The sequence below is a fragment of the Cellvibrio mixtus subsp. mixtus J3-8 genome, assembly GCF_000766945.1.
Lineage (GTDB): Bacteria > Pseudomonadota > Gammaproteobacteria > Pseudomonadales > Cellvibrionaceae > Cellvibrio > Cellvibrio mixtus_A.
Window position 1 is genome coordinate 36,604 of the sequence record NZ_KN266208.1, and the last position, 14,243, is coordinate 50,846.

15 protein-coding genes and 1 pseudogene are annotated in these 14,243 nt (G+C 50.8%); 7 read left to right on the top strand and 9 right to left on the bottom strand.

The window, feature by feature from the left end; translation table 11 throughout:
* The 6 genes and pseudogenes from fliI to A596_RS10820 all read right to left on the bottom strand — a co-directional run.
* A pseudogene (gene fliI, locus A596_RS23525) lies at positions 1-226 on the bottom strand (flagellum-specific ATP synthase FliI); the annotation flags it as partial.
* Between the two features lie 3 nt (positions 227-229).
* Positions 230-937, bottom strand: coding sequence for a flagellar assembly protein FliH (gene fliH, locus A596_RS10800; protein WP_039914710.1), 708 nt, complete (start codon positions 935-937; stop codon positions 230-232).
* Positions 938-948: 11 nt separating this feature from the next.
* Positions 949-2,016: a FliG C-terminal domain-containing protein gene (locus tag A596_RS10805; protein WP_039914712.1), complete on the bottom strand. Its 1,068-nt coding sequence runs from the start codon at positions 2,014-2,016 to the stop codon at positions 949-951.
* The gene (gene fliF, locus A596_RS10810; protein WP_039914714.1) at positions 1,988-3,679 is read right to left on the bottom strand and encodes a flagellar basal-body MS-ring/collar protein FliF; all 1,692 of its coding nucleotides are present in this window, start codon (positions 3,677-3,679) and stop codon (positions 1,988-1,990) included. Before fliF ends, A596_RS10805 begins: the two co-directional genes overlap by 29 nt.
* A 19-nt stretch (positions 3,680-3,698) precedes the next feature.
* Positions 3,699-4,082 (bottom strand): flagellar hook-basal body complex protein FliE, encoded by a 384-nt coding sequence (locus A596_RS23740; protein WP_039914715.1) that lies wholly within the window; start codon positions 4,080-4,082, stop codon positions 3,699-3,701.
* A 47-nt stretch (positions 4,083-4,129) separates the two neighbouring features.
* A complete protein-coding gene (locus A596_RS10820) occupies positions 4,130-5,617 on the bottom strand; it encodes a sigma-54 interaction domain-containing protein (protein ID WP_084128311.1) in 1,488 nt (495 codons plus the stop codon).
* A 508-nt stretch (positions 5,618-6,125) separates the two neighbouring features.
* Between A596_RS10820 and A596_RS10825 the strand changes: the two genes are divergently transcribed.
* The 7 genes from A596_RS10825 to flhA are packed head-to-tail and all read left to right on the top strand — an operon-like array spanning position 6,126 to position 12,475.
* Positions 6,126-7,007 carry a FliM/FliN family flagellar motor switch protein gene (locus tag A596_RS10825; protein WP_200882910.1) on the top strand — a complete coding sequence of 294 codons (882 nt, stop codon included), beginning with the start codon at positions 6,126-6,128 and terminating at the stop codon, positions 7,005-7,007.
* The gene (gene fliN, locus A596_RS10830; RefSeq protein ID WP_039914716.1) at positions 7,004-7,390 is read left to right on the top strand and encodes a flagellar motor switch protein FliN; all 387 of its coding nucleotides are present in this window, start codon (positions 7,004-7,006) and stop codon (positions 7,388-7,390) included. Before A596_RS10825 ends, fliN begins: the two co-directional genes overlap by 4 nt.
* The gene (gene fliP, locus A596_RS10835) at positions 7,387-8,136 is read left to right on the top strand and encodes a flagellar type III secretion system pore protein FliP (RefSeq protein WP_039914718.1); all 750 of its coding nucleotides are present in this window, start codon (positions 7,387-7,389) and stop codon (positions 8,134-8,136) included. Before fliN ends, fliP begins: the two co-directional genes overlap by 4 nt.
* A 36-nt stretch (positions 8,137-8,172) precedes the next feature.
* Positions 8,173-8,445: a flagellar biosynthetic protein FliQ gene (locus A596_RS10840; protein ID WP_039914720.1), complete on the top strand. Its 273-nt coding sequence runs from the start codon at positions 8,173-8,175 to the stop codon at positions 8,443-8,445.
* Positions 8,446-8,456: 11 nt separating this feature from the next.
* A complete protein-coding gene (gene fliR / locus A596_RS10845; protein WP_039914722.1) occupies positions 8,457-9,245 on the top strand; it encodes a flagellar biosynthetic protein FliR in 789 nt (262 codons plus the stop codon).
* Between the two features lie 3 nt (positions 9,246-9,248).
* Positions 9,249-10,382, top strand: coding sequence for a flagellar type III secretion system protein FlhB (flhB, locus tag A596_RS10850; protein ID WP_039914724.1), 1,134 nt, complete (start codon positions 9,249-9,251; stop codon positions 10,380-10,382).
* A 2-nt stretch (positions 10,383-10,384) separates the two neighbouring features.
* Positions 10,385-12,475 (top strand): flagellar biosynthesis protein FlhA, encoded by a 2,091-nt coding sequence (gene flhA / locus A596_RS10855; RefSeq protein WP_039914726.1) that lies wholly within the window; start codon positions 10,385-10,387, stop codon positions 12,473-12,475.
* A 42-nt stretch (positions 12,476-12,517) separates the two neighbouring features.
* On the opposite strand, the gene A596_RS10860 is transcribed toward flhA, so the two are convergent.
* From A596_RS10860 to A596_RS10870, 3 genes are all read right to left on the bottom strand, one after another.
* The gene (locus tag A596_RS10860; protein ID WP_039914728.1) at positions 12,518-12,880 is read right to left on the bottom strand and encodes a PilZ domain-containing protein; all 363 of its coding nucleotides are present in this window, start codon (positions 12,878-12,880) and stop codon (positions 12,518-12,520) included.
* Between the two features lie 145 nt (positions 12,881-13,025).
* Positions 13,026-13,445 (bottom strand): hypothetical protein, encoded by a 420-nt coding sequence (locus tag A596_RS22100; protein ID WP_052417428.1) that lies wholly within the window; start codon positions 13,443-13,445, stop codon positions 13,026-13,028.
* Positions 13,446-13,588: 143 nt separating this feature from the next.
* Positions 13,589-14,047 carry a hypothetical protein gene (locus tag A596_RS10870; RefSeq protein WP_052417429.1) on the bottom strand — a complete coding sequence of 153 codons (459 nt, stop codon included), beginning with the start codon at positions 14,045-14,047 and terminating at the stop codon, positions 13,589-13,591.
* Positions 14,048-14,243: the final 196 nt, after the last annotated feature.

The window sequence follows — 14,243 nt, forward strand, 5'->3', positions numbered from 1 at the left end:
TATCGCGGTTAAAACCCACCACCTGTGCATCCAGCATGCTGCCATCGCCCTGTTCTACATAGCAGCGCTGGCCAGTCATGCGCTGGCAGCCGTGGCTTTCCAATAACAGACCGGAAACGCGCACCAGGCGACCACTCACGCGTGCGAGCTGGATGCTATCGAGCGAACGCAGTGCGTCATCGAGTTTGAAATCGGTTAGCGAATTGAAGGAGGATGGGCCGTCCACGGCTTAGCCCTCAGCCAGATGCATATGTTCGGCGAGCGTATCGATACACGCATCCAGGCGCTGCTGGCAGCCAATATCCACTTCCTTTTGTGCGGTTACGATGCGGCATTCGCCCAGTGCAAGTTTTTCATCGGCCACCAAGCGCCAGCTGGCGGCACGACCGGGGGCAAGATCTTTAATGCGGTTGTATTCCTCGGGATTGAGGTGGATATGCACATCGCTTTGCTCAGCCGGCATGGAGGCCAACGCTTCTTCTGCCAGATTCAATAATTGGGTGGGATGCAAGGTGAGTTCGCAGCGGATCACCTGCTGCGCCACCTTCTTCACCAGTTGCAGCAATTCGCGGCGGCGTTTGCGATCAAAATCCTCCATAAATGCCTGCATGTGCTGGCTGATCTGGTCCAGCGGTTGGCTCGCGGTTTCAAAAATCTGCCGGCCTTCCACTTTCCCCTCTTCGCGCCCACGCGCCAGGCCCTCATTACGGCCAGCGCTATAACCTTCACGCATGCCTTCTTCCTGGCCCTGCGTTAGCCCCTGCTGATAACCTTTTTCCGAACCTTCCTGGAAACCATCGGCGATGGCGCGCTGGAGTGCAGCGGGATCAGCATCCCAGTGATCAGTACCCGTTCCGTGTTGGTGAAAACTGGCGCGCGGTGGAAAACGGTAGGGTCGCCAGCCTTTGCCTGCACCTTTAATTATTTTGACAGTCATGCGTACCTACCTTATTCCACAGTCTGTTCGCGGAACAGTTGCAACTGGATTTCGCCATTAGCGGCCATATCGCGCACCACTGCCATAATGTCTTTGCGCACTTGTTCGATGCGGCTTAATGGCACCGGGCCCTGGCGGCGGTTGATGGATTCCATCTGTTGCGCCTGGCGCTTGGGCATCGCTGCTGCAATCGCCTTGCCTAATGCCGGTTCGGCACCTTTCAATGCCACCACCCACTCTTCCAATGGAATTGCCTCCAGCAGGATTTGCAGCACTTCCTGGTTTTGGCGCGAGAGGATAAAGAAGTCGTACATTTCGTCTTCGATCTTGCCGACCAGGTCTTTATTGTGCGAACGCAGCAATTCGAACATCTGGTTCCGGTCACCTTTGAAGCGGTTCATGATGTCCGCCGCCTGCTTCACACCGCGCACGCGCGAACCTTGTGTTGAGAGGACGGAGAGGCTGCGGTCGATCAATTCTTCCAGTTCGGCAATTACATCGCTGTTCACTTCACTGAGGTTGGCGATGCGATAGAGCAACTCATCCTGGCTCGCGGCGGGCATGCACTCCAATACTTCACTGGCCATCGCTGGCGGCAGGAATGCGAGGAAAACGGCTTGCATCTGGGCGTGCTCTTTTGCGATCAGGGCGGCAAATTGCTTGGGATCGATCCATTCCATCTTCGCCATTTTCGCGCGGATCTCTTCGCCGTAAATGCTATCCAGCAGGTTACGGGTGATGTCGCTGCCCAACGCCTTGCCGAGCATGCTCGACAGGTAATTGCGCGAGGCCCCCTTGATGCTGCTCTGTTCTTTGTAGTCTTCAAAAAAGCGGCCAATTACATCAGAAACCATCGGCTGCTTAACATTACTCAGGCGCGCCATAGCCTGGCTGACACTGACGATTTCCTCGCGCGAAAAATGGCGCAGGACACCGGCAGAGGCGCTATCGCCCATGCTCAATAACAGGATCGCCGCCTGTTCTATCGCACTCATGGAACGCAGTGCAGAACGGGGTTGGATTGCTGTCGCAGCGCTAGCCGCGGCTGTATCAGTTGGCTGGGTTAAGGGTTCTTTCATTTCGGCCTATCCATTGTTTAAGGACTTCGGAAACACGCTCAGGGTCATTTTTCGCAAGCATTTGCAAGTGTTCGATTTGCAGTTCCAGCCCCGAACCGGGCGCCGGTAGCGTAATTTCAGCAAGCGGGCTAAATTCGCCCAGGATACGCGGACCCGCTTCACCAAAGGGGCGCTGCTCGCTCCGCTCCGCGTGAAGTGCAGGCATATGGTCCGGCGCCGGCATCAGGACTTGCGTATTGGAGCGGATCAAATCGCGCAACGCCGGGCGCACCACCATAAAGATCAGCAACAAACAAACCAGACCGAGGATTCCCATCTTCGCCAGGTCGTACACCTGGTTGCTCTCCCACCAGGGCAACGCCGCCAGCGGCTCAGGCGATGCGGTGAACGGGAACACGCTCAAGGTCAGCAGGTCACCACGTTTCTCATCAAAGCCGACCGCACTTTTCACCATGGTTTCCAGCTCTGCGCGCGCTTCCGGCGTCCAGCCACCCTCGGGTGCTGTGGCCGCATTTATCACCACCGCCACACTTTGGCGACGCAAGGCAAAAGGCGCGTGCTTAACGTGGGTAACAGATTGGTCGTACTCAAGCTGGCGATTGGATTCCTTACGCAGTGAAGTCGCCGCTTTGTTTTCGGTACTCGATTCTGCGGCCTGCTCGCCTTCCGGCGCAGCGCCATCGGCGGGTGGTGCGTTTTCCTGTGTTGCCGGCGGCACCGGGCGATTACTCAATGAACCGGGAACGCCGAGGGCGAGTTGGTCAAGCACGCTTTCATCGCGCAGGATTTCCGAGCGCAAACGGGGGTTGTTGCCATATGACTGGAGGGTTTCCTCGCGCTGGCTGAAATCCACATCCGCCGCCACGCTAATACGATAGTTGCCTGCACCCAATACCGGTGCCAGCACTTCTTCCACATTGGTCACGGCTTTGGTTTGGTAATCGTTGACCAGGTCCCAGCTTTGCACCGGGCCAGCGGTTTCATTCAAGCCGCGCGATAAGAGTACGCCGTGTTGATCCACCACACTCACATCTTTCGCCGCAAGCTGCGGCACACTGCTGGCAACCAGGTTCACAATGGCGCTGACCTGTTCGGGTTTGAGTTTGTAGCCAGGCGCGACTTGCAGGATTACCGAGGCTTTGGCGGGATCGCGTTTGCTTACCACAAAAGATGAATTCTCTTGCAAGGCGAGATGCACGCGTGCCATTTCCACGCCTTTCATGGTCATCACGCTGCGCGCCAGCTCGCCTTCCATGCTGCGCTTCAAGCGTACGTCCTGTACAAACTGGCTGGTGCCGAGCGGCTCTTCCTTATCAAATAATTCGTAGCCATCCGGCCGTTCTGCCTGTACGCCTTTGGCGCTGAGCAGCATACGCGCACGGGAAATTTGGTCTTCACGCACCAGCACTTGCCCGGTTTGCGGATGCAGGTTGTAGGCGATGGCTTCGGTATCCAGCACCTGCATGACATCAGCGGCAGAATAGGTTTCACCCGCACCATACAGCGGGCGATAAGAGCTTTGGTCGCGCCACAAATAGAACACCACACCAATTGCCACAATGGCAGCGATTCCCGCCAGCGCCATGAGTGACATGCGCGGATCAAGCTTGAAGCCACTGTTGAAGGCCCCGGTAGGGAACCGGCTTTTAATAAATTGAACCATGTTGATATCTCACCGGTTATTACAGCGGCATGCGCATAACTTCTTCGAACGCGCCGGTTACCTTGTTGCGTACTTGCATCAATGCCGAGAAGGCAACGCTCGCCTTTTGGCTTTCCACCATAGCGCCAACCAGGTCATCACTCGCGCCGGAATCTACCGCTTCAGCCATGGCGCTCGCCTTGTGTTGCTGGGCGTCAACCGCCTTGAATACATCCGCAAAGGCGGTACGGAAACCTTCCCCGTTTCCAATATCAACGCTGCTCACCCGGCCCGTGCCTTCCACACCGGAGGTGCCATCCACGCCAAAGTGACTGGCCGGCGCTATAGTCGGGCCGGTCACCGCCTGCTTGATCTGGTCCATGCGGCCAAGCAATTCCTGTTGAACTTGCACAATTGAACTCATGGTGTATTCCTCGTTGACTATCGGTCAGATGCGGGTTGGAAAAAAGATCAAAAAGTCAGCTGCACACCATCCTGACGCATGGCGTTCAGGCGATAGCGCAGCGCGCGTGGAGTCATCCCCAAACTTTCAGCAGCCTTGGTTTTATGGCCACCAAAACGGCGGATAGTATCGATAACGTGTTGGTATTCAGCCCATTTCCCACTGGCACGAAGTGCTGCCTTACCGCTGACTTCGCCGCTGATCGGCATATTTTCTTGAAAAGTGTCTACAGCTGGCGCACTTAAACCCAGATCCTGTGGCTGGATAAACAAGCCATTGCGCAACACCAGGGCGCGTTGCAGCATGTTTTCCAGTTCGCGCACATTGCCCGGCCAATTGTGGGCGACCAGCGCATCGCACGCGGCCTGGGTTAATAAATCATCGCGCTGTTCATGGGGTGCATGTTTACGGATCAGGCGATTAGCCAGTGGCAATACATCGTCTTTGCGTTCGCGCAACGGACTGATGTGTAAAGGGAGAACATCCAGGCGGAACATCAAATCGGAGCGGAAACGGCCTTCGGCTACCTCCACCTGCAAATCGCGGTTAGTCGCAGCAATGATGCGCACATTCAACGGAATTTCCTTATGGCCACCCAGGCGCTCGACTTTTTGCTCTTGCAGTACACGCAGTAACTTGGCTTGCAAGCCGAGGGGTAACTCGCCAATTTCATCCAGCAGCAACGTGCCACCATTGGCCAATTCAAACTTGCCCGGCTGGGCGGCGGTCGCGCCGGTAAAGGCGCCTTTCTCGTGACCGAATAACAGGGACTCGAGCATCTGCTCGGGAATCGCCGCGCAGTTAACGGCGATAAACGGCGCATCTTCCGCCGCTGAAAAACGGTGGATGTAGCGCGCCATCATTTCTTTACCGGTACCGGTCTCACCGGTAATCAGAATAGGGGCGCTCGCTAACGCAACACGTTGCGCCATCGCCAGCAAGCGACGACCGGCGCGTGAGCGGGTAACAAAAGACTCTTCTGCCGCCAGTGCCGATTCCTGGCGCTGCAACAAGGCATTCAATTGTGCACCGCTAAAAGGTGCCAGCAGATAATCCACACAACCCAATTCGAGCAATGCGGCGGCTTTCTCCTGGTCGGCGTATTCCACTACCGGGATAATACTGAGCGCAGGTGCTTCAGCGATCATCGCACCTACCCGGGCAAACAGGCCGGCGCTCGGGAAGCTGCTGACAAACACAAATACCATGCTGGCGCTGGCAAGCAGGCTTGCACTTAATTCGCCAAATTCGATGCAGTGCATTAGCTTGCAGCCATTGCGTTCAAGGCTGGTGGTTAACAGGTTAAAGGTTTCGTCGCGCGAGCGGCCAAGTATCACAACATTGCGCGCATGCGCTTTGTCACCAGACAGCGTCTGGCCAAGCGCCTTTTCGCCAAACAGCCTATCTCCAAACAAGTGTTCATCCGCCAAACGATCATTGCGACCAGCGAAGCGTCTGTTTATTACCTGGTTGGCTGTTGCCTGGTTTGTGGACATCACCGTCATCACCTTTCCTGTCGATTAGGATCAGCTAATAGAAACATCTATTAGGCTTTGGCTATGAATTTATTGGCTTTCATTAATTTACTGTTAAAGTTTTTCTGTCTTCCGGTCGCCTTTATCGCTTGAGCCAGTCATAACGCTAATAAAGGTGCATGTGACACAAGACCAAAAGATATGTGAGCCACTTCATGTCCTCGAACATTAGCAACTCGCCTCAAAAGCACTAAATCATTTGGTCTCAAATAAAATCAAACGCCCTAAAACCTGCTCAAAAACAGCTTTTGATATCTATTGATTTAATCTCCTGCCGCCCCCGCTCCTATACTCGCTCACGTGATAACCATCACAGCTGCTCTTTGGAGCAGTACTAAAGCCGTAATAACAATGGAAAACCAACAGGCCGGATCGACGCCGGATGATTGGTACAAGGACAGGGCTGACTGGCTACCCGTTCGCCAAGTGCGATAAGCGCCAGCCAGGTAAATAGAAGGGCAACCCGCAGATGCCCACTACCATGACACTGAATACCATGACGCCCAACATCATGACGATAAGCGCCAAAGTTCTTCATAAGGTAGCCGCCGACCAGTTCACCCGGTTAAAGCCGCACAAACTGGGGCGCCATTACCACAAGATTCCGCAGTTCATACACGAGATATCCAACAAATATCCGCGGGTGATCAGCGACTATTTCCTGCGCAATTACCGGATCAACCTGGAGATGCGTCGCGTGCAGGTACATGAGCAGCGCGAAGCGGATGCCGAATGCATTTACCGCTCGGCGCTGGGCAAAGTCGGCTTCGCGATGGATCGCACCTTGCTCACTGAAGTGCTGGAGTGCTACTACGGTGGTATTGGCTTGCCCGGGCAGGAGAATCCGCCGGTTAGCATGTCCGAACAGCGTATGCGCAGCCGCCTGGGGATCGATGTTGCGCAGATCTTCGCCCGCGCCCTGCTCGCCGGTGAAACCTTTGGTGATTTGCAGCCCTGGGAAAACGCTTACGAAGAAACCCAATGGGAATACGTGGCTGAATTCCAATACCACAGCCATATCACTAACAAACAGTCATCCATCTTTATATACCTGGATACCCAACTGGTAGATGAGCTGACCAATCGCATGGCAAGCCCGGCACCGGTGCCCACCGGGGCCAATCCAATCAACCAGATCATCCACCTGCCAGTGCGGCTCAATTGCGTGATCGCCTCATTGCAAATGCCACTCTCACAGGTGCTCGCCCTGCGCGTGGGCGACATAGTGATGATGCGTATGCGCGAGCGCTGCGATGTGGAAATCAACCAGGAAAAACTCTTTCGCGGCGCCATGTTTGAAGACGACGGAGCACTCTTTTTAACCTCTCTGGAGAGCGTGAAAACATCATGAATAACCAATTCCCCGATAACGAATTCGACAACCTGATGAACAACAGTGACCTCGGGTTGCCGCCCTTGCAGGAATCAGCGCCCTTTACCAATCCGTTTGACGCCGCGCCCACAGCACAGGCGCCGCAACAGGATTTAAGTTTCTTCGGCAAGATTCCGGTGAATGTCACCCTGGAAGTCGCATCGACCGAAATTCCACTGAAAGAATTAATGGAAGTGGATACCAGCAGCGTGATCATGCTGGACAAACTCGCGGGCGAACCACTCGATGTAAAAGTCAACGGCGCGCTCTTCGCTAAAGCCGAAGTGGTGGTGATGAATGGCAATTATGGTTTGCGCATCCTGGAATTAACCGGAACCGGTTTGAACGGATTGGCTTCATGATTCGGCGCAATCACATCATTTTTTTATTAGCATTTTTATTACTGCCGTCGCTGTCATTAGCCGCCGGTGGCGATATCAGTTTGCTGAATATCACTGACACCGAAAACGGCCAGGAGATGAGCGTCAAACTGCAAATACTAGTGCTGATGACACTGCTCGGTTTTTTGCCGGCGATGTTAATGATGATGACCTGTTTTACCCGTTTTATTATTGTGCTGGCGATTTTGCGCCAGGCGATTGGTTTGCAACAAAGCCCGCCGAACCCGGTGCTAATCGGTGTTGCCTTGTGTTTAACGCTGCTAGTCATGCGCCCGGTCGGCAACGAAATTTACACCAAGGCCTATGCTCCGTTTGAAATGGATCAAATAACCTTGCAACAAAGTTTGGGCGAAGGGAAACAAATCCTCAGCCGTTTTATGCTCGCCCAAACCAGTAGCAGCTCATTGGATACGATGATCGCCCTCTCCGGTGAAGCGCGTCCCGATGATTTAAAAGACCTGGATTTTTTGGTGCTCCTGCCCGCGTTTGTATTGAGCGAATTAAAAACCGCATTTCAAATCGGCTTTATGATTTTTGTGCCGTTTTTAGTGATCGACCTTATCGTCGCCAGCGTATTAATGGCCATGGGTATGATGATGCTCTCGCCCATGATGATCTCCCTGCCTTTCAAATTAATGGTGTTTGTATTGGTTGATGGCTGGACCTTATTAGTCGGCACACTGACGACCAGCATACAACCCTTTTAGCGAAGAAATTCCAAACCGTATTTGCGAGATAAAAAGATGATGACTCCGGAAGCAGCAACAACGTTAATTGCCAACGCGGTATACATCACCGGCCTGGTGGTATGCGTGTTGATTGTGCCGAGTTTGATCGGCGGGTTGATCGTCAGTATTTTCCAGGCAGCGACACAAATTAACGAGCAGATGCTGAGTTTTTTACCGCGTTTGTTAATCACGCTCGGTATGTTGTTGTTTGCCGGCAACTGGATACTGCAAACCTTAAGCGATTTATTTGTGCAGATTTTCCGGCAAGCCGGCACCCTGGTTGGTTAACAAACTTCACCATGGCAAGTGCACCCTTATTTGAACTCAGCCAATTGCTGCGCGATGCGCAAGCCTATTGGTGGCCATTTTGTCGTTTGCTCGCACTGCTAAGTATGGCCCCGCTGTTCAATCACAAAAGTGTCTCTGTGCGTGTACGCATATTGCTCGCGCTGGTGCTTACATTTGCATTGGGAAAAATCCTACCGGTACCGCCGGATATTGAACCACTTTCGCTCAAAGGCATTATGACCACCTTCGAGCAAATTATTTTCGGTGTCATCCTGGGGTTGATGTTGCAATTGGTGTTTACGATTTTTATGTTGGTAGGCGAAGTGATTTCCGCGCAAATGGGCATGAGCATGGCGCGCTATAACGATCCAACCAATGGGGTTTCATCGTCATCAATTGTTTACCAATTGTATTTTATTTTGCTGGTGTTTTTGTTTTTCTCCATCGATTGCCATTTACTGATTATCAGCGTTTTCTACCAAAGTTTTATCTATTGGCCGGTAGGTGGCGGATTACATTACCTCGGTATTGAAGCTTTTTTGCGTGGCATTGCCTGGACCTTTTCCGCAGCGGTATTAATCAGTTTGCCCATCGTTTTTTGCATGGCGCTGGTGCAATTCTGTTTCGGTTTACTGAACCGAATTTCCCCGGCAATGAATTTATTTTCCCTGGGCTTTCCCATCACTATCCTGGTGGGATTACTGTGCATCTACCTGACCCTGCCCAATATGCCGCAAAGCTACCTGCATTTAACGCGTGAGCTTTTGGACACTATTGGCCTGGTACTGAAAGGAGCCTGATAAATGGCAGATGACAGCAGCAGCCAGGAAAAAACGGAAGAGGCATCGGCCCAGAAGCTCAAAAAGAGTAAAGACGAAGGGCAAGTCGCGCGCTCCAAAGATCTCGCGACCACTATTTCGTTGCTGGCAACATTATTGGTATTGAAATACAGCATCGGTTTTTATTCGGAAAGTTTGCGCGAGAGCTTTCGCCTTTCCTATGTAAACTTCCATGAATCCACTATCCGGCTGGATGACCTGCAATTATTGTTAACCGAAAATATCATCCTGTTTATTAAAGTGTTATTGCCATTGTTGATAACACCGATATTGGTAGTCAGTTTGTCATTGATGCCTGGTGGCTGGGTTTTCGCCAGCAAAAATTTTATGCCGCAATTCAGTCGCATGAATCCAATTAAAGGTTTGGGTAAAATTGTATCAGCACAAAACTGGACCGAGCTGCTGAAATCCATGCTCAAAGTTACCGTGTTGTTATTAGCAGCCTGGTGGCTGGTGATAGAAGCCAGCGCACATTTAATTGAACTGCAACGTAGCGATTTACCCGGCGCTATCGGCAATGCATTTACTTTATTGTTTAACACCACCCTCGCCTTACTGGTGGTATTTATTATTTTCTCCTTTATCGACATTCCATTGCAGCGCTTTTTTTTCCTCAAAAAAATGCGTATGAGCAAACAGGAAGTAAAAGAAGAACACAAAAACCAGGAAGGCCGCCCGGAAGTAAAAGCGCGCATCAAGCAATTGCAACGGCAAATGTTGCAACGGCAAATCAATAAAGTCATCAAGGACGCCGATGTGGTTATCGTTAACCCGGAACACTATGCCGTCGCCCTGAAATACGATTTAAAAAAAGCCAAAGCACCGTATGTATTAGCCAAAGGTGTGGATGAGCTCGCGCTCTACATGAAAAAACTCGCGGCCAGCCATCAACTGGAAATCATTGAACTGCCGCCGCTGGCGCGCGCCATTTACAACACCACGCGCATCAACCAGCAAATTCCTGCACCGCTTTACACAGCGGTTGCACATGTATTGACGTATATCCTGCACTTGCGCGCCTATCGCCAGGGGCGCCGTAATAAACCGATTATGCCGAGCAACCTTCCGATCCCGGCCAACATGGCCAACAGGACTTAACCATGAATCCACTCCAACAATTCAGCTCCAATTTCCGCAGTGGCCGTATCGGAATTCCACTGCTGATTTTGTCGATATTGGCGATGATTATCCTGCCGCTGCCACCGCTGCTGCTGGATATTTTATTTACTTTCAATATCGCAGTAGCGATCCTGGTGTTGCTCACCAGTGTCTCGGCAAAAAGCCCGCTGGATTTTTCATTGTTTCCCACGGTAATTTTAATTACTACATTAATGCGTTTATGTTTAAACGTAGCATCGACACGTGTGGTGTTATTGGAAGGCCACACCGGCACCGATGCCGCCGGTAAAGTAATTGAAGCTTTCGGTGAAGTGGTTATCGGCGGTAATTTTATTGTGGGTATGGTGGTGTTCATGATTTTAATGATCGTGAACTTTATCGTTATCACCAAAGGTGGCGAACGTATTTCCGAAGTGACTGCACGCTTTACATTGGATGCATTGCCCGGCAAGCAAATGGCAATTGATGCCGATTTAAATGCGGGGTTGATTTCCCAGGAAGAAGCCAAGCAACGTCGCCAGCAAGTTGCCAAGGAAGCCGATTTTTACGGCGCAATGGACGGTGCCTCCAAATTTGTGCGCGGTGATGCTATCGCGGGGATTTTAATCCTGTTAATTAATTTATTCGGTGGTTTTGCCATCGGCATGTTTATGTATGACCTGAGTGCCGGCCAGGCCTTCCAGCAATACGCATTGCTCGCGATTGGTGATGGCCTCGCGGCACAAATTCCTGCGCTGTTACTTTCCACCGCCGCAGCAATTATTGTTACGCGAATCAACGAATCCTCTGAAATTACCCAGCAAGTTGGAAATCAATTATTAGCATCGCCAACCACGCTTTACACTGTAGCCGGAATTTTATTTTTACTGGGTGCAATTCCCGGCATGCCGCACCTGGCATTTTTCACCTTTGCAGGATTAATTGGTTTTATCGCCTGGCGAATATCACAGAGGCCGGCACCGGCCGATGCACTCGATGAAGCTGAAGCCATGACCAATGCAATGGCGCAGGAACAAAGCCAGAATCTCGCATGGGATGATATTCCGGCGGTAGAAACTTTATCAATTTCGCTCGGCTATAAATTAGTGGGCCTGGTGAATCAAGCGGCGGGGGCACCGCTCGTGCAACGCGTACGCGGTGTGCGTCAAACGCTATCAGAAAACCTTGGCTTTTTATTACCGGAAGTACAAATTCGCGATAGCCTGCGGTTAAAAGCAGCGCAATACAATATTTATATCAATGGTGAAAAAATTGATGGGGCTGAAATCCATGCGGATCGCATGATGGCAATTCCCTCGCCAGAACTATACGGTGAAATCGACGGGATTTTGGGAACTGATCCGGCTTATCGGATGCCTGTGGTGTGGATTCTGCCGGGCGAAAAATCGCGCGCGTTAAATCTGGGTTACCAGGTCATTGATTGTTCGAGTGTAATCGCCACCCATTTAAATAAAGTGATTCGCGCTAACCTGCCGGAAGTTTTTAAACACGACGATGTGGATCATTTGCTACAACGTTTAACCCAGCAAGCACCAAAACTGGCGGATGCATTAAAAAACCAATTGAGCCTTACACAACAACACCGCGTGTATCGCCAATTATTACAAGAAGAAGTGTCATTGCGCGATATCGTCAGCATCGCCACTGCATTGGTCGAAGGCAGTGAAAGCACTAAAGATCCAGTTTTGCTTTCTGCGGATGTTCGCTATGCATTGCGCCGTAATATTGTGACCAGCATTGCTGGTGAACGCAGCGAGCTTTCCGTTTTTGTACTGGATAATAATCTGGAAAATACGCTGCTCAGTGCATTAAGTATCGCCAAACAAGCGGGACCGGTAAGCCTGGATAATATTCCGGTGGAACCCAACCTGCTCAATCAATTACAAAATGCCATGCCGGTCGTAAAAGAAAAATTGCGCAAGGAAGGCCACCCACCAATCCTTGCCGTAATGCCACAATTGCGCCCGTTGCTCGCGCGTTATGCACGCGTCTTTAGCCCCGGCTTGCATGTGCTATCGCAAAATGAAATTCCCGAGAAAGTGGGCGTGAATATTTTGGGGAGCTTGGGGTAAAAATATCGGTAATAGTGTCGATATTTATTCGCCATTTAATCATTAAACCGGCGAATAATCCCCATTCTCCGTTTCACCACGCTGGATACGCAATTTTTCCACCATCAATGCAAATTCAGCTGAGGGCTCTTGCAAAATAAAACCCGCTTCATAATAACCGGTCTTAGCGTTAGACCCGGACCATTTGCAAGCCACATCCAGGTCAAATTGCAATACCTCATCATCCTTTACCCGCATCCGTAACCGCAGTACCACCTCTGCACCTTGTTCAAAAGCAGTATCGCTTAACACCTTCAGCCCGGTTTCCGAAACATCGCCCACGTAACCAATCAATGCATTGGTCCTGGGATTACTGACTTTCACTCGAAAAATAGAACGAAACTGCAAACGGCTCTGGTTGCGCATAGTGATCGGGCCCGATTAGGAATTGTGCTAAAGCGGTAGGGCGACTATTTTTAAGGAGAACTTAAGGGGGGATTAAAAAAACTCAGGTAAAAAAACGATGGTCCCGTGCCAAGCGGGACTGAATCTATCAACATGTAAATCAAAGCTATTTCGGCCAGATCGGCAATTCACTCGCTTCGTCGTATTCAGGGAAAATAATGATATTAAAAACCTCACCCTCAAAAACCCATGCCATAATTTGCAGATCATCAGCATAGAAACTTTTTCCATCCTGTTTAAAATCTTCGTCTAGTTGGAAAGACGGGAAAATGGCTTCAAGTTCTGATTCGGTAATACCAATAATAGGTTTTGAATCCAGCAATGCTGACTCTGCGAAAACGGTTATCGAGCTTAAACGATATCCATCCTCTTCCTGAAACGACAATTCAATGCCGCTGTCATACTCCCAGATTTCTTCTTCCGCATGATTCTCTTTATTAGCAGGTGCACCTAACTTACTTTGCACATCATTTCTGGATATACCCAATTTGAGACTGTCGATCCCGATTTTCGGAAAAATATTCATAATCATTAATTCCTTAAGGTAAATGAATGCTGGAGCATAAATAATTACATCTGCCGGCGTGTCGGGATAATGATAAACCTGGAATAAGCGACTGCTTGAAGTAAATCCTGCCTATTCCAGATTTAATTTTCAGCGGGTATTTATTACCCGACTAATACTACTGCTTGCGTACCAATGCGCAATGCGTGGCCACTATTTTCCCTGGTATATTCTTGCGCATCCTCGTAATTGGAAAACCACAAATTCGGGTATCCGGCAGTTCGTCGCCAATGATCAAAATGGGCTAACTGATCCGCATCCATACTATCAAGTTCATGGCGATAATCTTCCCAACATTTAAATCCTGTTTCCACAGCGAGCATGCGCAATATATGTTTGCGTTGAATAATATCGCGGTTACGATGCAATTCAGGCAGGGATATCGCAGTCAACGTCGCCGTTGCAAGAAGCCGACGCAATATTGGCAGTGAAACTACCTTTGATTCCGAATAGGCCGCGCGATGAAGATTACGTGCGATGCGAAGCACCACATCGGCAGCGGATTCAGAATTGGATTTGAGGTCTTGATGTTGAGAATTTTGCGATTGTATTTCGGTATGCATACCAACTCCAATATACAGTCGGCTTGCTCGCTCATGGCCGGGAGGGTATGCAAGCACATGGCTTGCGTTGGATTCGGGTGCTTACGCTTTCGCGAGGCGGGCGCCCCGTGCGCCCTGTCGCAAATTCTACGCAAGCAAGATGACGAAGGCAAATTCCTTTACCTAATTATCCGAATTAACTTCCTGCGTCCCCCCA

What these genes read in the sequence shown, in the direction of transcription:
- A596_RS10820 (WP_084128311.1), bottom strand. Translation starts at nt 5,617, where the DNA reads ATGTCCACAAACCAGGCAACAGCCAACCAGGTAATAAACAGACGCTTC.
- fliF (WP_039914714.1), bottom strand. Translation starts at nt 3,679, where the DNA reads ATGGTTCAATTTATTAAAAGCCGGTTCCCTACCGGGGCCTTCAACAGT.
- fliN (WP_039914716.1), top strand. Translation starts at nt 7,004, where the DNA reads ATGAATAACCAATTCCCCGATAACGAATTCGACAACCTGATGAACAAC.
- A596_RS10825 (WP_200882910.1), top strand. Translation starts at nt 6,126, where the DNA reads ATGCCCACTACCATGACACTGAATACCATGACGCCCAACATCATGACG.
- A596_RS22100 (WP_052417428.1), bottom strand. Translation starts at nt 13,445, where the DNA reads ATGAATATTTTTCCGAAAATCGGGATCGACAGTCTCAAATTGGGTATA.
- A596_RS10840 (WP_039914720.1), top strand. Translation starts at nt 8,173, where the DNA reads ATGATGACTCCGGAAGCAGCAACAACGTTAATTGCCAACGCGGTATAC.
- fliH (WP_039914710.1), bottom strand. Translation starts at nt 937, where the DNA reads ATGACTGTCAAAATAATTAAAGGTGCAGGCAAAGGCTGGCGACCCTAC.
- A596_RS10805 (WP_039914712.1), bottom strand. Translation starts at nt 2,016, where the DNA reads ATGAAAGAACCCTTAACCCAGCCAACTGATACAGCCGCGGCTAGCGCT.
- fliR (WP_039914722.1), top strand. Translation starts at nt 8,457, where the DNA reads ATGGCAAGTGCACCCTTATTTGAACTCAGCCAATTGCTGCGCGATGCG.
- flhA (WP_039914726.1), top strand. Translation starts at nt 10,385, where the DNA reads ATGAATCCACTCCAACAATTCAGCTCCAATTTCCGCAGTGGCCGTATC.
- flhB (WP_039914724.1), top strand. Translation starts at nt 9,249, where the DNA reads ATGGCAGATGACAGCAGCAGCCAGGAAAAAACGGAAGAGGCATCGGCC.
- A596_RS10870 (WP_052417429.1), bottom strand. Translation starts at nt 14,047, where the DNA reads ATGCATACCGAAATACAATCGCAAAATTCTCAACATCAAGACCTCAAA.
- A596_RS23740 (WP_039914715.1), bottom strand. Translation starts at nt 4,082, where the DNA reads ATGAGTTCAATTGTGCAAGTTCAACAGGAATTGCTTGGCCGCATGGAC.
- fliP (WP_039914718.1), top strand. Translation starts at nt 7,387, where the DNA reads ATGATTCGGCGCAATCACATCATTTTTTTATTAGCATTTTTATTACTG.
- A596_RS10860 (WP_039914728.1), bottom strand. Translation starts at nt 12,880, where the DNA reads ATGCGCAACCAGAGCCGTTTGCAGTTTCGTTCTATTTTTCGAGTGAAA.